Origin of the sequence: Peptostreptococcus stomatis DSM 17678 (genome assembly GCF_000147675.1) — a bacterium.
GTDB classification, from domain to species: domain Bacteria; phylum Bacillota; class Clostridia; order Peptostreptococcales; family Peptostreptococcaceae; genus Peptostreptococcus; species Peptostreptococcus stomatis.
Map to the genome: position 1 here is coordinate 1 of NZ_ADGQ01000025.1, position 19,026 is coordinate 19,026.

At 33.1% G+C, this 19,026-nt stretch carries 16 protein-coding genes and 3 pseudogenes; 1 reads left to right on the forward strand and 18 read right to left on the reverse strand.

The window, feature by feature from the left end:
• Positions 1-187: 187 nt before the first annotated feature.
• The 12 genes and pseudogenes from HMPREF0634_RS02245 to HMPREF0634_RS02295 all read right to left on the reverse strand — a co-directional run bounded on the left by HMPREF0634_RS02245 (position 188) and on the right by HMPREF0634_RS02295 (position 8,418).
• The gene (locus HMPREF0634_RS02245; RefSeq protein WP_007788629.1) at positions 188-1,930 is read right to left on the reverse strand and encodes an ABC transporter ATP-binding protein; all 1,743 of its coding nucleotides are present in this window, start codon (positions 1,928-1,930) and stop codon (positions 188-190) included.
• A gap of 1 nt (position 1,931) precedes the next feature.
• Positions 1,932-3,644 (reverse strand): ABC transporter ATP-binding protein, encoded by a 1,713-nt coding sequence (locus HMPREF0634_RS02250; RefSeq protein WP_007788633.1) that lies wholly within the window; start codon positions 3,642-3,644, stop codon positions 1,932-1,934.
• Positions 3,645-3,753: 109 nt separating this feature from the next.
• Positions 3,754-4,164: an ATP-binding cassette domain-containing protein gene (locus HMPREF0634_RS10100; RefSeq protein ID WP_330360469.1), complete on the reverse strand. Its 411-nt coding sequence runs from the start codon at positions 4,162-4,164 to the stop codon at positions 3,754-3,756.
• A 117-nt stretch (positions 4,165-4,281) separates the two neighbouring features.
• A pseudogene (locus HMPREF0634_RS09925) lies at positions 4,282-4,710 on the reverse strand (ABC transporter ATP-binding protein); the annotation flags it as partial.
• A 144-nt stretch (positions 4,711-4,854) separates the two neighbouring features.
• Positions 4,855-5,079 carry a hypothetical protein gene (locus HMPREF0634_RS09930; RefSeq protein ID WP_243440493.1) on the reverse strand — a complete coding sequence of 75 codons (225 nt, stop codon included), beginning with the start codon at positions 5,077-5,079 and terminating at the stop codon, positions 4,855-4,857.
• Between the two features lie 305 nt (positions 5,080-5,384).
• Complete coding sequence (locus HMPREF0634_RS02265; protein WP_050786333.1) at positions 5,385-5,615, reverse strand: hypothetical protein; 231 nt, start codon at positions 5,613-5,615, stop codon at positions 5,385-5,387.
• 11 nt (positions 5,616-5,626) lie between these two features.
• Positions 5,627-5,833, reverse strand: a pseudogene (locus HMPREF0634_RS02270) (hypothetical protein); the annotation flags it as partial.
• 140 nt (positions 5,834-5,973) lie between these two features.
• Positions 5,974-6,288, reverse strand: a pseudogene (locus HMPREF0634_RS02275) (TfoX/Sxy family protein); the annotation flags it as partial.
• 20 nt (positions 6,289-6,308) lie between these two features.
• The gene (locus tag HMPREF0634_RS02280; RefSeq protein ID WP_007788634.1) at positions 6,309-6,737 is read right to left on the reverse strand and encodes a VOC family protein; all 429 of its coding nucleotides are present in this window, start codon (positions 6,735-6,737) and stop codon (positions 6,309-6,311) included.
• On the reverse strand, positions 6,703-7,125 hold the full coding sequence (locus tag HMPREF0634_RS09820; RefSeq protein WP_007788625.1) for a DUF4368 domain-containing protein: 423 nt from the start codon (positions 7,123-7,125) through the stop codon (positions 6,703-6,705). Before HMPREF0634_RS09820 ends, HMPREF0634_RS02280 begins: the two co-directional genes overlap by 35 nt.
• 94 nt (positions 7,126-7,219) lie before the next feature.
• Entirely contained in the window at positions 7,220-7,732 is a 513-nt protein-coding gene (locus HMPREF0634_RS02290; protein ID WP_040565649.1) for a hypothetical protein, read from the reverse strand.
• A gap of 134 nt (positions 7,733-7,866) precedes the next feature.
• A complete protein-coding gene (locus HMPREF0634_RS02295) occupies positions 7,867-8,418 on the reverse strand; it encodes a helix-turn-helix domain-containing protein (protein ID WP_007788631.1) in 552 nt (183 codons plus the stop codon).
• A gap of 234 nt (positions 8,419-8,652) precedes the next feature.
• On the opposite strand from HMPREF0634_RS02295, the gene HMPREF0634_RS02300 reads away from it, so the two are divergent.
• Positions 8,653-9,162: a hypothetical protein gene (locus tag HMPREF0634_RS02300; RefSeq protein WP_040565650.1), complete on the forward strand. Its 510-nt coding sequence runs from the start codon at positions 8,653-8,655 to the stop codon at positions 9,160-9,162.
• Positions 9,163-9,393: 231 nt separating this feature from the next.
• Here HMPREF0634_RS02300 and HMPREF0634_RS02305 read toward each other — a convergent pair whose 3' ends face one another.
• The 6 genes from HMPREF0634_RS02305 to HMPREF0634_RS09285 all read right to left on the reverse strand — a co-directional run bounded on the left by HMPREF0634_RS02305 (position 9,394) and on the right by HMPREF0634_RS09285 (position 18,670).
• A complete protein-coding gene (locus HMPREF0634_RS02305; RefSeq protein ID WP_007788623.1) occupies positions 9,394-9,846 on the reverse strand; it encodes a hypothetical protein in 453 nt (150 codons plus the stop codon).
• 211 nt (positions 9,847-10,057) lie between these two features.
• Positions 10,058-10,453 carry a hypothetical protein gene (locus HMPREF0634_RS02310; RefSeq protein ID WP_040565651.1) on the reverse strand — a complete coding sequence of 132 codons (396 nt, stop codon included), beginning with the start codon at positions 10,451-10,453 and terminating at the stop codon, positions 10,058-10,060.
• A gap of 27 nt (positions 10,454-10,480) precedes the next feature.
• Positions 10,481-10,636, reverse strand: coding sequence for a hypothetical protein (locus HMPREF0634_RS09935; protein ID WP_243440494.1), 156 nt, complete (start codon positions 10,634-10,636; stop codon positions 10,481-10,483).
• A 474-nt stretch (positions 10,637-11,110) separates the two neighbouring features.
• Positions 11,111-11,518, reverse strand: coding sequence for a hypothetical protein (locus HMPREF0634_RS02320; RefSeq protein WP_040565652.1), 408 nt, complete (start codon positions 11,516-11,518; stop codon positions 11,111-11,113).
• 85 nt (positions 11,519-11,603) lie between these two features.
• Positions 11,604-12,455 (reverse strand): DUF2262 domain-containing protein, encoded by an 852-nt coding sequence (locus tag HMPREF0634_RS02325; RefSeq protein ID WP_007788622.1) that lies wholly within the window; start codon positions 12,453-12,455, stop codon positions 11,604-11,606.
• A 221-nt stretch (positions 12,456-12,676) separates the two neighbouring features.
• Positions 12,677-18,670 (reverse strand): cell wall-binding repeat-containing protein, encoded by a 5,994-nt coding sequence (locus HMPREF0634_RS09285; protein WP_007788616.1) that lies wholly within the window; start codon positions 18,668-18,670, stop codon positions 12,677-12,679.
• Positions 18,671-19,026 lie beyond the last annotated feature (356 nt).

Genomic DNA, 19,026 nt, shown 5'->3' on the forward strand with positions numbered 1-19,026 from the left:
CATAAATATTATACAACCAAAGAGTTTGCCTTTTCTTTAGATGTATTTAATTGTTTGAGAGAATAGACAACTGCAAAGCCTAAAAGATTCTTTATAATTACTATCTATTGTAGAATACAAATACTTTTTCACTTCATCGTCCTCCATTCGCTATATATAGAAATATCTCTATGCAATTTAAATATATTTAAATCGCCCATTCTTCAGACTTTTTTCTACTTTCAAGAAAGTCTTTGTATATACCTTGTTCAGATGCAAGTTCGGTATGTGTCCCCACTTGTTCAATGGCTCCGTTTTTCAAAACAATGATCTGATTCGCATTCTTTATGGTAGAAAGTTTATGTGCAATTATAATTGTCGTCTTGCCTTTTAATAAGCTTTTTAAAGCAATTAATAATTGTTTTTCATTTTCCGGATCTACACTGGAAGTCGCTTCATCAAGAATAACAAATTTACTGCGTTTTAACATAGCTCTTGCAATGGAAATTCTCTGACGCTCTCCACCGGATAAATTAGAGCCCCCCTCTTGCAAAACAGTGTCATAACCCTGTGGCAATTTCATAATAAAATCATGACACTGAGCTTTTTTGGCAATATCTATCATATCTTCATCTGTTGCATTCGGATTTCCAAATTTGATATTGTTTCTCACAGTATCATCAAAAAGATACACATCTTGAAAAACAAAGCTGAAATTTGACAATAGCTCATCGTACTTATATTCCTTAATGTTTGTCTTTCCGACATTTACTTCCCCGGAATTTACATCCCAAAATCTCGCCATCAGATTACACAAAGTGGTCTTCCCACTTCCTGAAAACCCGACCAAAGCGGTAGTTTTCCCTTCAGGAATAATTATACTTAAATTCTTGAAGATCTCCGACTCCCCATAAGAAAATGAAACTTTTTCCATTGAAATTTCAGCTTTATCTATTTCAGTTTCTTCGCCATCTTCAATTACAGGTAAATTCCTTAAATTGATAACGCTGTTAAGATTTTGTACAGCAATACCCTTAATGCTTTGCATACTTCCTGCCAATTCAAAGCCTGAAAAAACAACAAAACTCATAACAATCAGTATGATAGCCTTAGTTACTTCAATATTTCCAGAAAAATATCTTATCAGTGAAGTAAAAATTATCACACAGATACCGATTTTGAATACTAATAAAAACATAAACTGTGTCGGAACCAATATCTTTTCTACTACTAAAAAACCTTTACGACTTTCTGTAATGCTTTCATTTAATTCCTTAACTGTATTTTTCTCTTTCCCAAACGCTTTCGTTACCCCTATTCCCTTTACATACTCCAGCATTTTTGAACTTAAATCTAGTTTAAGTCCCAACAATCTCTCTGTTAATAGGTCTGTCTTTTTTTGGGTAACTATATTAACCATAATTCCAATAATCAAAGTTAATAAAATAATTGTAGCCGTTACAATATCATACGGCAATACAAATGCCACTATAATAAGTGTTTGTATTGTACCTACAAGCAATTGCTCTATAATGAAAACTCCCATCGTTTCAAGCTCACCTATAACTGTTGACAGCCCCCCGGCTATATTTCCTAATGAATTTGTACTGAAATATCCCATATTTACATTTTTTAAACGATCACCTATATATAATCTGTTTTCAGCACCTAAGCTGTATGAAGCTATATATTTGTTTCTGTCAGCCAGGTATCCAAATACGATTTTCCCCATCATACTTATAACTGAAATTACAAATACAGTATATACATCATTCATTACAACACTCAGTCCGGTGAATATATTTTCACAAATTTTGGTCAAGCAAAACAAAATCGCACCTAAAGCAATGCCTTCAAATATTCCCTTAAACACATCAAAAATAAACATTCGTGTTATTCTTTTTGAATATGAACCTGAAACCTCATATAGAGTTTTTATTAATTCTATCACTTTATATCACCTCGATTCCCTTAGATTCTGTATATACATCCCACATCTCTTTATATTTTCCGTTCAATTCAAGCAATTTTTTATGAGATCCTTGTTCTATCACCCGTCCGTTATCTACAACAATAATTTTATTCGCATTTACTATTGTAGATAATCTATGGGCAATCATAATTACCGTCTTATCTTTAATGAGATTGTTGATAGACTCTTGAATAATTGCCTCATTGTCGGGATCGGAATATGCTGTCGCTTCATCCAGTAATACAATCGGACTGTTTTTAAGGAAGCTTCTTGCAATAGCAATGCGTTGTTTTTCTCCACCGGAAAGATTTGCACCGCCTTCTCCAACAACAGTTTCATATCCATTCGGAAGACTCATTATAAAATCATGACAGCTTGCTTTTTCACACGCCCTTTGAATTTCACTCATGCTTGCATCTTCTTTGGCTATCTTCAAATTTTCTAAAACGGTTTTATTAAAAAGAAAATTTTCTTGCGATACATAAGTTATAAGCTCCATATTCTGCTTTAACGGCATATCATTCAAATTGTTTTCTCCAATTAAAATTTCTCCGCCATCAACATTCCAAAATCCGGCAATCAGTTTTGCGATAGTAGATTTCCCGCCGCCTGAATCTCCAACTATTGCAGTCAGCTCATTCTCCTTTGCTTTAAATGAAATCCCGTTTAACACAGTCTTTGAATCATCATAAGCAAATGTTACATTTCTAAACTCTACATCATGACCATCTATGCTTTTTGCTCCTTCTCCTCTTTTTAAATCGGGAATATTCATTACTTTTTCTATTTCTTCCAATACGATTTTTATATTTGCTATTGTTTCCATATGCCCCATAGCCTTTATCAAAGGTTTATATGAGGCATAAGATAACAATATACACATAACAAGACTTCCAATTGCGATACTTCCTTTCATAAAGAAATACAAAGAAGTCGGTAAAACAAAAATCATTGTTGCCGGAATAGTCTCCATAGCTCCAGTCATTGAGAAACAAACACTCAAATACCAATCAAGCATTGCATTTTTGTTTTCATTAACCGTTTTCTTAAATTTTCCAAATGATGAAGCTGATTTATTAAATGCCTTGATTACTTTAATGCCGTTGACATACTCAACCATAGTAGTATTCATAGCTTTAGATGCTTCCTGATACCTTTTAGACTTTTCTTCATAGCCTCTCATAACCAGTGCGGAAAATAGTAACCCTAATGGAATCGTAAGCAAATTAGCAATTCCTATTCTCCAATCAAAAACAAAAATTATTATAATCAATACGATTGGAATAATAATGTTGGCAATGACCTCCGGAATAACATGAGCAATAGGTTTTTCTATTTTATCAAGTGTTTCCACCATAAATTGAGACCATTGACCGCTACTTTTTTTCTCAACCTCTCCCATAGACATTCTGCTTAATTTATCAGCTAATAATTTTCTTTTATCTTCAATTATTCTATAAGCGATATTGTGTGAAATAACAGTAGATATTTCATGGAATAATATACTTCCCAAAAAGCCGACAAACACAGTTAAAATATAGGGTAAATAATTACTTATATTTATGTTTTTCTCAACAAGATTATTAATAATAGTAGCCACAGAAAAGTAAGGTAACACCCCGAATCCAACTCCTATAATCGCAAACAGGATAGATGCTGACACCTTACCCTTATATCCTTTTAACATCTCCATTTTTTACCTTCTTTCACAAAATTTATTTATCTTTCCGTTAGAAATCTCCAATAATTTATTGCAGATATTATCAATCAGCTCTTTATCATGTGTTACAATGAATACAATCTTATCTTTTAAAAAAATTTTTTATAACTTCGCTTATTTTCAACATATTGAAATAGTCAAGCCCGCTCGTCGGTTCATCAAAAATAATGATTTCTCTATTCATTAATACTCCAACTGCCACAGCCAATCTCTGCATTTGTCCCCCGGATAAACACAAGGGGTGCTTATCTTTAAACCTGATTAAATCAAGTTTTGTAAGGATTTCTTCCACTTCTTCTTTTTTTATTTTTGAGTCTGATAACTCAAACTCCTCGATTATGCTTTCAGAAAACAGTTGATTTATTACATCTTGCATAACCATATAGCAAAGTTTTCTTCTTGATTCATCATTTAATGAAGCAAGTTCTGAACCCTCAAAAATATATTTAATTTCTCCATCTTGTAAATAAATCGCTCTATTTAGTAAATCCATCAAATAATACAATCTATGCTCAGATATAATAATTGTTTTTCCTTGTGCTTTGAGTTTGATAATAGCTTCTCTGATTTTTTCAATACCGTATTCATCAATATTGGCAGAAGGTTCATCAAATACATAAATTTCAGGACTCGTAGCATAATATATAGATGCAATAGCCAAGAGCTGTTTTTCTCCTCCTGACATTTTAAAGACATTTCTATTCACTAATCTTTCAATTCCTAAATCAGAAACAGCTTTAGAAACCTTTTTCTTTATTTCACTCGGATCTTCTCCCATGTTTTCTAACCCAAAGGTTAATTCACTATCTGAGTCCAAATTAAAAAATTGTGTTTTGGGATTCTGAAAAACCGATCCAACTTGTTTTGAGATTTCATAAATCTTCATTTAACTTGTATCTTTTCCATTTATATAGGTAGCTCCGGATAAATTACCCTCTAAAAAATGAGTAATTAGGCCATTTACCAACTTAGTTATGGTTGTTTTCCCACTGCCACTTCTTCCACATAACAAGATAATTTCTCCTTTGTCAGTTTCCATAGAAATTCTCTTTATTTGTTCTTCTTCACTTCTATTTTCTTGGTAAAAATTTTTTTAATTTGTTTACTTTCCCTAAAAATGCAGAAAATCGGGATTAACCCGATTTCAATACTCTTTTTATATCAACTATTCTTTTTTATGTTTTCATTTTATAATCCTCCCCCATCCAAAATTCATTGCAGCTTCCATCATGTCTATAAAATTCAAAGCATTTTCATAGGGATATTGGTGCGTAATAATCTCGAACAGAGGAGTATATGCCATAGTATAGAGAATATGAAGTTCATCATCATTTAAATTGTTTACCGCAATATCTTTTTCTTTAAGGACTGCAATCAGTTTCTTTGCTCCTTGTACTTCAAGATTCACCAAATCATGACGAATTGGCTCAAACTCCGTACCTTGAGAGCAGTTAAACAGAAGATTAAATACAGAGGCATTTTTACAAATAAATCCTAATAATTCTTCATTACTATTATCAGATTGCTTTTCAAAACATTCTAAACCATTTAATTATATTTCTGCGATAGCCTGATTTGTTAATTCTATATTCCTTTTATAAAGATGGTCTAATATCGGAAATGCGATAGCTTTAAAATTATCTCTCACTAACATTTACCTCGATTCAAGATAACATCGTTTACCAAAATATTAGCATAAACAAACTATTTATGTCAAGATGGAATTTTAAATAGTATTTTTTTAATAATTTTTCTATAATCACTTACCGGCATCCCTACTCTTTTCAAAACCTTTAGCTTTTCCTGTTTTTTCTCCTCTCTCCTCGCCTTATATCTTTCCTCATATTCTTTTTGCTTGCCGTTTTCTTTACGCTTGAGGTAGTTTTGATGAAGCCTGTCTTTTCTCTCCCGTTCTTTTTCTTCCTCCGCCCTTAATTTCTGCATTTCTTCTTCGAATAATTTGAGTGCATTTGCATTAAGTTCGGCTTTACATAAAACCTAGTTTTTCCACTCCCTAATCCACCAATAACAAGCACATTTTTATTTCTTGCATACCTTGGATTAGCTGGTCTTCCATTCATAGTTAATCGTTCTGCCTGGGTAAGCAATATATTGTTTTGAAACTTTTCATCCATATATGGCTCAATATCTTTCTTGTTTCCCCTAAAAGCGTTTTTCAAGTATCTTTTTAGATTTATTGACGCCTTTTGTAAAAAAATAAGTAAGAAAAAAACAGCAAACCTTTTGATTTACTGTTTCTCAAATTGTTATATTCGATTAGATAAACTGGGATTTTATTATTTTTTTTCTTTGATTTTGGTGCAGGTAAATCATCATACATAGCATCAAACAATCCAATCAGAAAACCTTTATTATCAACATCATCTACCAATAGCATTTCCTTTGCTCCATCATACGGCAACTCATACACTACATTTGGCATATAATTTATCGCAGACTGCACAGGTTTAACAAGTAATCTATCATCATATATTCCGCCAATAATTTTTCCATTGTAATAGATAATAAATTCTCCCATCATGGCTTTATAACTAACGTTATCTAATCCAGATACTTGTTCTAAAATAAAGTCTAAATATTTTTTACTTGAAGCCATTTTTATATCCCTCCTGATTACTAAAATTTCAATAGTCCATTTTCGTCAAACTTAAAATTTGAACCCCATGCAACTTCCCAATAATATCCATCTAAATCAGAAAAATATGCGTGATATCCACCCCAAAAAGTGTCTTGTGGTTCTTTTACAATTTTTCCATCAGCACTTCGTACTAATTCAATTACACTATCAACATCTTCTTTATGTTCAACATTGTACGCTAATGTAATTCCGGAAAATCCATTTCCTTTTGGTGGATTATTTTCATCAATATCTTTCGCTAATTGTTCCAAAGGAAATAGCTCGAACTTTGTTCCCGGAGTATCAAAAAAGCATACCGATGGATTATTTTCTTTGCAATCAGTCTTATATCCTAAACCATCTCTGTAAAACTTTATTGCCTTTTCCATATCTTTAACACCTAAACAAATACAAGTAATTTTGTTCATTTCTACCTCCTATTGCTTCATGGACTACTATTTTACTGATAAACTCATTGATGGCAGTGGGGGTAAGTTCCTCAAAATCTGAGTAGCTTTCTGCCAGTTTGATAAAATTTTTTACTCTTTGGTTTGCATTTTCAAATTCGAATAAACGTTCTTCTATTTCTTCCTGTTCTGTTTTTAAGCTATAATACTCTTCTGCATATTTCTCTGATAGCTGTTCATAGCGTTCTCTCTCGATATTTCCCAGTGTGTTATCTTCATAGAGTTTATTCATCACTCTTTCTATCTGTTTCATTCTGTCTGTAATTTGTGGGATACGCTTTTTCTGTTTTTTGATTTCTCCGTCTCCGTTTGGTCTTTTTACAGGTGCGTTTTTTAATATTATATTCAAATATAGAAACTGAGATTTATCTATTAAGAAATATGGAAGTCATAGGAATTACTTCTATAACAAAATGCTCATAACTAGTTCCTGTACTTAGATATTAGTTTAAGTCTTTTACCTCTTTCATAAATAAATCCGCTTTTTCTCTATCCGTTATAATACTCACATTTACAAGCCTATTAAGTTTCTTGACATGTAAACCATAAAAAATAGGATCCTTAATTTTCATGGTCAGCTTTAAACAATCAAAGGGACATTTTTTAATTTTAATTTGACCTATATCTTCAAGCCTAAAGCTAATGTGTAATATACTATTACCCCTACTGCCATAAGTATAGTACTTAACTATACCCTCATTGTAAAGTTCTAATTTAACCCCATTTAAAAATAGAGGATATACCATTAAATATAGAAGTATCGGTATGTAAATCAGCACGATTAGAATAATACTCATATATGAAAAATCAGTCCTAAGACTTTTAAGGTATTTCAATATTAGCATACTGATGACAAATGAAATAACCATAAACAAATAGCAAAAGATACTAACTTTTGACTTATAGGGATAAGTCAAAATTAGTTTTGGTTCGTCTTTCAAATAATCTACTTCCATAATTTACCCCGTCTCACTTATATTTTTATTCACTGTTTTGCTTCTTCTCTTTAACTTGATAATATAACTAGTTTTAGGAAACTTGACTATTGCGAGAATATCTTTTAGTTTGAATTCTCCTCGGAGGCTGTGGATTATTCTCGCTGTTTTTTCAGAAGAGCTTCTTCCTTTAAACGCAGCCTCCTCAATTCTTTCAAATAGGCATTCTCTATCCTAAGTTTTAATAATTCATCCTCTAATTGTTTAATATGTTCAGCACTGGTATCCACTGATCTTTCAACGATATTTTTAACTACACGTGTTTCATTTTTATTTGAATTCAATGACTTCTTCCGACCTTTCTTTTTAGGTCTCAACACATCTGGCCCACCTTTTCTAAAATCATTCACCCATCTAGGAATCAGTGAAAAAATGTTAATTCCCTGAGATAAGGCCAGCTCTTTGTATGAGACTTCATTTGTTATGTATAATTTTACTACATTTAGCTTGAATTCAAAAGAATAATTTTTATTTTTTCTTGAATGCATTAAACCATCATCGCCAAGTGTTTTATATATAGCTACCCACTTTAATATCTCGTTCTTGTTAGTAATACCATATTTTCTTGCTAAATAGCTTGAACTTTTATTCCTTGATAAGTATTCAGAAACTATTTTTTTCTTAATTTCAAAAGAATATTTTGCCATGAAAAAACCGACCTCCCAATCGTTAGATTTTTAGGTCTAACTTTTGGGGGAAGGAAAAAACGGGTAAAAAGAGCCTATTTGAAGCTGTAGCGTCTTCTCTTGGCATGAAAATAAAAAGGATAAGACCATATTCACCATGGCAGAATAGAAAAGTTAAGAGAAGCTCATTTGTATTTAAAAACTTAAACTATTATGTTATTATATAAGTAAATATTTTTTATAGGAGGAGTTATTATGAAAATGATAAAAATGTTTTTTGCATTATTTATACTTTTATTGAGTCTATCTTTATCAACTGGATGCACAGGTGGTAGTGAATCTACAAATAAACATATCTCAGATAATATAGTGAACTCTACTTTGAGTGGCTTAAATATAAAAGGAGAATTTTCTGAAGCGTATTCCAAATATGATGACGTTGGCTTCCCATCAGATGGCTTTAGATACATGGTTGTAAAATTCGACCAGGACATAAGCCTTGATATCGAAAAAAATTTCAAAAATTATTCTATAGATAAATTAGATTATAATAAGTCTATTGAGAGTATTGAAAAGCATTGCGATATAAAAGAGTTAGTTGATACTATCAAGATTGATTTTTCCAAGAATAAAGATTCCGTATATGGTATCAAAAAAGTCTTCAGTGATGAAGATGCGAAAAATAAGGATTTTGCAAGTGAAATATATATTTTATCTTATGATAAATCTATTAAAACCTTATATCTATTAATTGATTACATGTAGTATGATGTAAATCAAAACGACCTGTTAAGCGGGTGGTTTGCACAAGGTCTATAAGCCCAAGGGTTATCGGCCAGCGTCTAAAGGCGCTGGCTTTCATTTTGTTCAAGCTCGGTCCAGATTCGTCGCAACCCTTTAAAGGGTATTTATACTACTTGTCATCCCTAAAGGGATCTTCATATTCTTTTCAGATAAATAAGTTCTGCCATATACTAATTGTAAAAATAATCTTATTTACTTTTCTTTTGACTTATTAAGTAGCCTTATCCATTTCTTTTGTCTGTGCGAGTAAAATGCTTTTGCCCACAAGTAAACAAATGGTGTTTTCCATCCTGCCTCAATTTCTACCTCGTCAGTGTATTCGGTTTCGTCATCATCAGTTTCTTTAAGAATAATTAAATGGTTCCATATGGGGCAAAATGGGTTACCCTCATTTGTATAGATCTTGTCTGGTTTGAATTCCTTGACCTTTATAACATGAAGACCAAGCGTAATTAAACCAAACATCTTAAAAATAAAAGAGAAACTTCTGCCAACTTCCCAAACCAGTTCCCTTTGTCCATCGATACTTTTGAATTTTGCATATGGCTTGGCAATATATACAAGTGTATCAAATTTTTTCAGTAGCTCAAAAACATCGCTTTGCTTAGCTGGAAAAACCGAAGTCTTTTTAACCGTCATTTTCATTTTTTACACCTCATTTCCTAAGTTGGTGATTTGCCTCGATAAATCACTCCATAAATTTTAAACTCATTGTATCAATATTTTCTGCCAATAATTTCGCTGTTATTGAACTAAAATGTCCCCCATCAACGGTCTGAATTAATCCTTTTATCTTGTACAAAAAACACCACCCTAAATATACAAAGTGGAAGTTTCGCACGTAAAGGGCTCATATTTATATCCCAGATTTTTGCAACCACTTCTCCAGTTTTTCTAAGGATATATCTGAGGAAAGAATCAGGGTATCTTCGTAATTTTCATCACATAGAAATAAATCTTTTTCTTTATCAAAATATTTGCTTAGCCACATGATAAAATTTGCATAATCCCAAATTCTATTATTGGAATTAAAATATTCTACGGCAAAGGTAGATCTCTTTCTATCTATTCTTAAGGTAAACTGATAGAAATTCGAATAATTTTCCCAACAAATATCATAGGAAAATAACTCACTATTACTTATTTCTTTGCTTGTTTCTGGATACTTCTTTTCCATTTCTCTATCAAATTTGTCCAGGTCAAAATCATCATTTTTTGTTTCATTTAAATGAAGAAATACTGTTACAGACATTTATGCATCCACCTCACAACTTAAAATCTATTTTTCATTTTCAAAGAATTTATTAACTAGTTCCATCCACTCTAAAGGTAAATATGCTGATAGGTATCCATGATTATAGCCTTTAGCTTCATATAGGGTACAATCAGGATGCATTTTTTTTAATAGCTTTGCAGATTCCTTAACGCATCCCATTTCTTTTTCACCATAAATATATAAAACCTGTGTTTTACTATCTGCGATAGTATTTTTAAGTCTATAGCCGGCCATATATGTTTTATATAATTCATAATTTCATGTGCAGAATTTTCAGTTGAAATATATTGTTTTTGATATTCTTCTCCATGGCCATTAAGTGTGGGTAAAACTACGTGGTATTTATCGGATAAGATACGTGCTTGTCTAAGATAATTCCACCAAGAATTACCACCTCCATGTATTAATAATATATGTGGAAAATTTTTATCACCAAATTCATGAAAGATCATATTTCAACACCTCTACTAATTTTAACTTTTACTCAATATTTACAATATTATATTATTTATCAACTTATTTTTATAGGTCTAACTCTTGCTTTATTACCTGTTTTAGTCCTCTGTTTTAGCATTTAATTCTTATATCTGACTAATCACTATAACTTTTTTATTCGTATTTTAAATTCGAGGTCTAAACCCACTTAAGCCTATTAGGATCCTTTAAAAGCATAAACTCTCCATCAAAATCGTTTTTTAGTTCAACTTCTTTTTCCTTAACTGATATATTGTTGTACCAGTGTTCCAAACTTGCGTATTTTCCTGTATGGATGTTAATAAGGATGCTTGTTATGGGAGACCAGCTACCTATCTTTACAGTTTCTGCAATCAAATAATAGGCATCCAAAAATATCAGATTTCTCCCATATATCCAAAATGGAAGTTTGATATCTAGTAATGGTAGCCTTGCAGAAAAAATTTCATCCCCATGAGGGGGTGATGTTTCATGCATAAACTCTATTTCACTGCCAAAATATGCAATGTTTGCCCCTTGGCAACCTATACTTATTGGTAGGCCTTCCTCAGCAATAATAAATTCCACTGTATATCTCCTTATCTTATAATTTAATTAATGCCTGATAATTTTTCAAAATCAACTACTGCCTTTTAGACCAGTTAATCAATCTTTAACCCTCTATATTAGCTGATACAAGGCCCTTCTTCAAGCTACCAGACATCCTAATTGTATGACCAAAGAAGATGTCATCATCGTCAAAATAAACTGAAAATGAACCACCTGATGTCATCCAAATCGATGATATTCTAATTCTTTTAGCAAAGTCCTCTTCAGAAATTTCAGATTCTCTAGCATCAGATTCGTCCCATTCTCTAGCACATTTGATTAGGCTTTTTGCAGCAAAATAAGGCAGGTCTTCATCCCATTTTGACTGGTTTGAAATCATTGCCTTCAAGGCATTTTTCCCCTTGGTGATGCCCCCCTTATTGTCCTTATTGACATCTAAAGTAATATATATCTTTTCATCCTGCCAAAGGACACTTCCTTCAAAAGTCTTTATTTGTCTATTATAAACTAGCTCTCCTAGTAGGTCATCATGCAAAATTACTGGCTTTCTATATTCTTCAAGTATAGCTTCTAATTCAGGACAAGATACATTTTTTTCAAGAACTTCAACTAGTAAAAAATGGTTTTTTGATGGCAATACACCTTCTGGAACTTCTTCATCCATCTTTTCACGGACCCTTAACTTATAAATTGTTTCATCATCAAATTCTATTGGTAAAGCCTCTTTATCTATGACTGGGTATTCTATACGACCTTCTTCTTTATATAGTTGACCACTTTCACAATCTACAAAGGCTAAAAAATAAGCAGCCCAGTCCCAAAAACCATTTCTTAAGCTACCTCCACCACCTTCATGCCTTAGAATAATAATCTCTTTTTCTTCTTTATGAAAGGAGGCTTCCCATTCTTTTTGTGTCATTTTATTTCTTTGTCTCATATATTCAATTAATTTCATATTATCAACCTTCCATATGATAAATTTTACCATTTATTTAATTTAATAATATAACTAGCTTTCTCTTATGTCAATATAAAGCATCATTTACTTGTATATTAAAAAGCCATCGTATTTATTTCATCATTGAAAAATACGACGGCTTTTTACTTATGTATAACTTATAGTTTATCCCCTTACCAGATATAATATTAACTTATAGGTTAAACAAGCTCTCTTGATTACTTAAGTTCATCAACTATCTTATCACTTACTGTACTTGAACCACCTAGAGTTGTTATCTGCTTGCCTGAAGCCAATTTCTTTACATCACTTGTAACACTATTGCTGCCTACCAACACTATTGGTGACTTGGCCCTGCCAGTTACAGCACCTGCTGCTAGGGCATCTACAGCCTTATAGCCATTTGTTACAAATACATGCTTACTACTTGGGTAGGCTTCTTTAGCTATCATAGCAGCTGTTTCAAATCTTGTAGCACCAGCTATCCTTGTCTTTGACTTGGCATTTATCTGGTTCATTACTCCATCAGATATTGTTGACTTACCACCAATGACTATAACCTCACTAGGCTTCCAAGAGTTTATCTTTGCCCTTGCATTTGAGTCAAGTTCGTTAGCCTTTGTCATCATTACAGGTATTCCTGATTTTGTAGCTATACTTGATACAGTTAGGGCATCGGCTTCCTTATTGTCCTGGCCTGTGATAAGGATTAACTTATCTGAACCAGTTAGATACCTTACCTCCTGGGCCAAGATTGCTGATGTTTCATACCTGCTAGAACCTGCTATTCTCCTGATACTTAATCCCATAGCCTTTAATTCATTTTCAGCCTTGGCACTAATCGATGCATTTCCACCTACTATTACTACATTTTTAGCACCTAATCTTAGGATTTCAGCCTTTACACTTGCTGGTACATCACTTTGTTTAGATAGTAGGATTGGTGACTTCTTAGCATCTGCATATGAAGCTGATACCAGTGCATCCACAGTATTCTTACCACTAGCTAGAACTACTGTATCCGCCCTATCAAAGTACTTCTGACTTATCTTAGTTGAAGTCTCATACCTATCAGCACCTGCTAATCTTCCAACCTTGTTTTCAACTTCCTGGTCAGCTTCCTTGTACTGTTTAGCTGCAGACCAGTCAAATATAAACTTGGCATTTTGCTTGCCACTGCCCTTTACTATCTTATCATATGTCTCTGCATTGTTCTTCATTGAGTCCATTGCATCAACAGCAACCTCTGCAAATATTTCTCTTTCCTTAGTGGTTCTCGTAAATGAGAACCTAGCTGGGAATTCTCTCATCTTTCCAGTTAAATCCTTGTCCATCTTAGTTTTTTCTACCCTAGCTGGTGTCTTAGATGAACCTAGTCCATTTTCATATACATTAAGGTCCCAAAGGTGGCCATACATACCAAAGAACGGCATTCCAGTAAAGTCCACATAATATGTGTACTTACCATCTTTTTCACTTACTATAGCAGTCTTTACTATTGCACCATTACCCATAGATTCCTTAGAATCAGTTGCATGCCATAATTTTACGGGAACTGAATACAGTTTAGCCCCATTCTTATTTTCCTTTTCTGCTATATCCTTATCCAACTGTTTAATATCGGCACTATTCTTTACTTGGTCACCATCCTTACTTCCAGACTCCTTCTTTATATTATCTAAAGCAAACATTATTATATCATTTGCAGATTCAAAAGATTCCTTCTTATCTGAGTTATATACTTTTCTGGCATTTTCAATGGCCTTCTCCAATATTTCCTTACTTCTTCCTTCTACTAGACCAGACTTTAGCATCTTTTCTGCCATCTTAATGCTATTCTTTAACAGGGCCTTCTTGCTAACACTATCTTCATTCTTGTCATTATTGTCGGTTTTATTGCCTTCTTCCTTGCCTATTAGCGACTCCTTAGGTGCATTTGACCAATCTATGCTTAATATAGCTGGTTGGCTGGCGTCCTGGTTGGCATTACCAGTTTCTTTAGCTATTGCATCCATGGCATCAACCCAAACTCTTACAGCAATTTCCTTTTCACCCCTCTTAGTCCTAGTGAAAGAAACCTTACCTGGGAATTCACTACCTGCATCTTCATACTTTGAAAGAACATTGGCAGGAACGTAGTCATTTCCTGTTGCTTCGTCTACTGCATCATATACGCCCATCTTATAAAGGTGGCCAATTCTCTTCTTTCCTGCAAGTACATACTCCATAGAGTGGAAGTTTAGAGTGAATTTTACACCCTTGCTAGTTTCTTCAACTTGTACTGTCTTGTCCATAGCATCAGCACCCATTGAATTTTCTGAGCGGTTGTCATACTTAACCAAGTTTACTGGTAAAGTATATTTTAATACCTTTTTAGTATTATCATTTTCAGGAGAACCACTTCCTGGATTTGCATTGGCATCTACTGTTGCAGTTACTTCCTTGTTGACCTCATAATTCTTAACCCATTCACCAACTACTAGTGTATATAACTGCTGTGTTAACCTATAGCGATTGCCATTTTCCATCCTCTTATCATTAGCAGTTTCAAGAGCTCCTTCCAACTTATTTAAATCTTCTTTTTCAAATATAGTCTTAGTAGATCCATCATCGTATACTCTCTCAATTCTAGTAACTACCTTGAAGTCTCTAGTCTTTCTTAATTTACTTGCTATATCCTCATATTCTCCACCATTCTTTTTTAACAGCTTGTCAGCATAGGCCTTGTATTCACTCATCTTAAATACAGACTTATTTTCATGCGTAACAGCTTCGTTCCAATTTAATAGGTCAAGAATATTCATATCTTTCTTATTGCTAAATTCCACCTTGCCATTTTTAGCAGTGATATTGTAGTCTACTGGACTCCTTTGAGCATAATATCCACCCTGATTCTTCTCGCCTATCTTTAATGCCTTGTAAGAATCTGGTATCTCTGCAGGAAGCATGTTCGCCGCCACATCTAATGAGGCAAACTTAACATCTTCAAGACTAGGTAGTGATGTTAAATTATTATGTATCAAGTCAATTTTTAGACCGTCTCTCTTGGCTAGATTTTTCCAAGTATCTTCACTAATCTTTGATATATTATTGAACTTTAGGTCTAACTGTTTTAGACTAGCAAATTCACCAACATAGTCTGGTAAATTTGTCAGCCTGTTATTGCCTAGGCCTAAGTTTTCTAAATTACTAGCACTGCTCAAACTTGAAGGTAATTTAACCAAAGCATTATCAGTTATTGACAAGATTCTAAGTTCTTTATTGTTCTTAAATAAACTATCAGGTAATATTGATAGGTCATTGGCACTCAAACTTAAATTTCTAAGTTTTTCTAGCTTATCAAAAGTTCCTTCCTTTACTTCACTTAACAAGGTATTTCCCAGGTCTAGGTCAGTAATTTCAGGATTATTGGCAAATAAATCCTTGTCTAATACTGCTAGAGGGTTAGATGCTAGTGAAACCTTCTTAAGTTTTTTATTGTTTTTGAATATATCCTTAGGCAAATCTGCAATCTTATTACCATTTAAGTATATTTCTTCCAGGTTGACTGCCTTATCAAATACGCCAGCTGGTAGGCTCTTTAAAGAATTTGATGAAAGCTTAATTACCTTGACATTAGGTCCTAAGTCCTTCAAAATACTAATATCGTATATTGAATTAAACTGACGCTCTAATGGAGCCCCCCTCCAAGTAAGGTCTACTACTGCTGGAGCCTTTTGTAATTCATCACTACTTATCTCACCATTGTTATCCCTATCTAAGCCAGAGAATGTAAGTCTATTTTTCAAGATTTCTGAACTTAGTTTACGCTTTTGTTCAAGGTCATAAGTTTCATGGAAGCCCTTCCAACCTACATAGGCATCTTTCTTAAATACTATTTTAACTTTAGTATACTTGGTATCCATCATACCCTTATATTCTAGTTTACCACCCATATAACTAACTAGAACTGCACCCTCACGAGCCTTTGTTAGGTCCTTTAGGTCCATTGTAAAATAGGCCTGAGTTTTAGTTGCTGGGTCTACGAAGTCTTTCTTTGATTCTTCTGGCCAAGTATTGTCTGTGTTTTTAATTCTAAAGTCCAATAGGCCATCTGCAAAGAATAGGTTTAAGAACCTTGCTGTAATCTTGTCACCACGCTTTTCTATCTCTACATTTCTGTCAAAGAAACCTTGTAGCATAGAAGTTCCCTTCCTACCATCAGCATACTTGGCTTCAAAACCAATAGTATACTTGCCATCTGGAGACTTTTCCAGGTCAGCTATATCAATTTTTTTAAGTCCTTCTAACTCTTTGGCTTCTTCCTGCGGTAATTCAACATCTTCTTCTTCCTTAACATTGTCAGACCAAGTTATAGTTGAATTGTCATCTAAGAAAAATTCAACCTTGTTCTTCGCTCCTACATCACTATTCCAATTCTTTATGATCGGGTCATCATTGCCATTTGGCTCGTTCATAAAGTCATTACCACCTGAGTTTTTAAGGAACTTGTCGTCCTGTACTGTGTAACCATTAATTATAACCTGCTTAATATGTGGGGCTAAACCATATACCAATGACCTGTGTTCCTGTAATTCAGCGTCACTCTTCTCTTCATAGCCCTTCAAGTTAATTATTATCGACTGTTCTCTTCTCTTTACTTCCTTGATGGCATCCTTATAAAATTGTGCCCATGTCATGCCTTCTGGCTTCTTGTCAGGAGTTTCATACTTTAGGGTAGAACCATCAACAAACTCAATAGCAAACCTATGGTTTCCTTTCTTTTCTTCAACCTTATTATAGGCATTTAATAGGTTTTCATCCTTGATAGTAAATTCCCTAAGAACCCTATTTTCGCCTTCACGAGAATTTCTTTTTATAAAGGAAAAACGCTTGTCAAATTTAAGATTCCAATTTGTATATTCATCAACTTCTTCATCAACCTGTTTGATGTCACCCTCATTTTGAATAGTTGTTCCATCTACACTGATACTCTTTATCCTACTTAATACTTGTAGTTTATAATTAGTAATGCTTGTATCCATAGAAACTGAGAACATATCTATACTTACACCCTTATCCTTATCTGCATTAAGAGGTCTGATACCATATACTGTAGTCTCTAAACTTCTTTGATTAGCATTCTTAGTGTAGATAGTTCTGTTCTTAGTATATCCAGATGTATCTGTATCATTAGTTGGTGGATTTACTTTGGTATCGTCATTAGGCTTTTCAGTTTCTTTCTGTTCTTCTTTTATTTCTCCTGACTTGACGGCAATTTTATACTGGTCAGACTCATAAATACCTGTCTTACCATCCTTTAGCTTTATTACTAGCTTATACTTATTTCCTTCTTCACCATACTTATTTAGGGCAGCCTTGTGCTTCTCAAAATATTCTGGTTTACTATGTAGGTCTCCATAATCCCAGGCTGGTTCAGTTGTGAAAGTAAATTCATCTATTGGGAAATTTTCTCCATTGATTTCAACAGATGTCATATTCTTATAATAGCCATCCATTTTTACTTTTTTTCTAGCACGATCACTATCGTACTTAAACTGAACCTTTACTTTTCCATCAGCAACTAGAACTTTATTAAATTCTTCTGTTGGTATTCCTATTTTTTCATTTTTTCCAGGATCAGTCTCTGTTCCCCCTGTATTATTTCCAGGATTTTTATTTTCATCATCAGCTGGAGTCACATCTTTTCCACTACCTTTTATAATCCTAGAAACTTGATCATTAGTACCACTTTTGTAATCTAGTTCGTGTATATCTCCACTACCCTTCATTTTTATACCTATTACAACATCTGTTGAAGGTTTTAAATTGAAGGCATTTGCATGAGCCTGCCATTTATCATCCTTACTCTGATAATCAGCTGTCCATTTCTTGCTTAGGTCATTACGAACATCTTCAAATTCGCTAAAATCAAACTCTGTTCCGTTGATTATAACTTTGTCTATTTTATTGTACCATTTGTTAATAACTTCTTGACCAGCTTCATCCTTCTTACTTATAAATTTAATAGGATGTGTATCTCCGTATTCAGCAATCCTGATGCTTATATAGTCCCAAATATTCTCCTCCACAACCTCATCTGCATATGCACTGCCGATGCTCTGACCCAGTATATGCATTGTAGGTGCTGTTGTCGTCCCTAACATTGCCAACGATAAAGCTACGGTAACAAACTTCTTTCCCTTTTTACCCGACTTTTTCCAGTACTTCATTAAAACCATCCTCCTGTTTTCACAATCCATAACACTATTAATACCTATTTTAATACGATATATATAATAGTTCTCTATTACGAAGTTAGTATATCATATCTTAAATGAAATTACTATTCAATATTATTAGGTGTTTATTAACTATATTTAGTATTTTAAATAAAATTTTGCTTTTCTAAATATAATTTACCCTTAATTAAGTATATTATTTTAAATATAAATTAATTCTATTTTTGTCTATTTATGTAATTGAATTGATTTAAAGAATACTCTTTTAAGAGATCCTGATAATATAATCTATTAAACTGAGAAGATTGTATTTTTTTTGATGGTATATGATCGTATAAATCCAAACA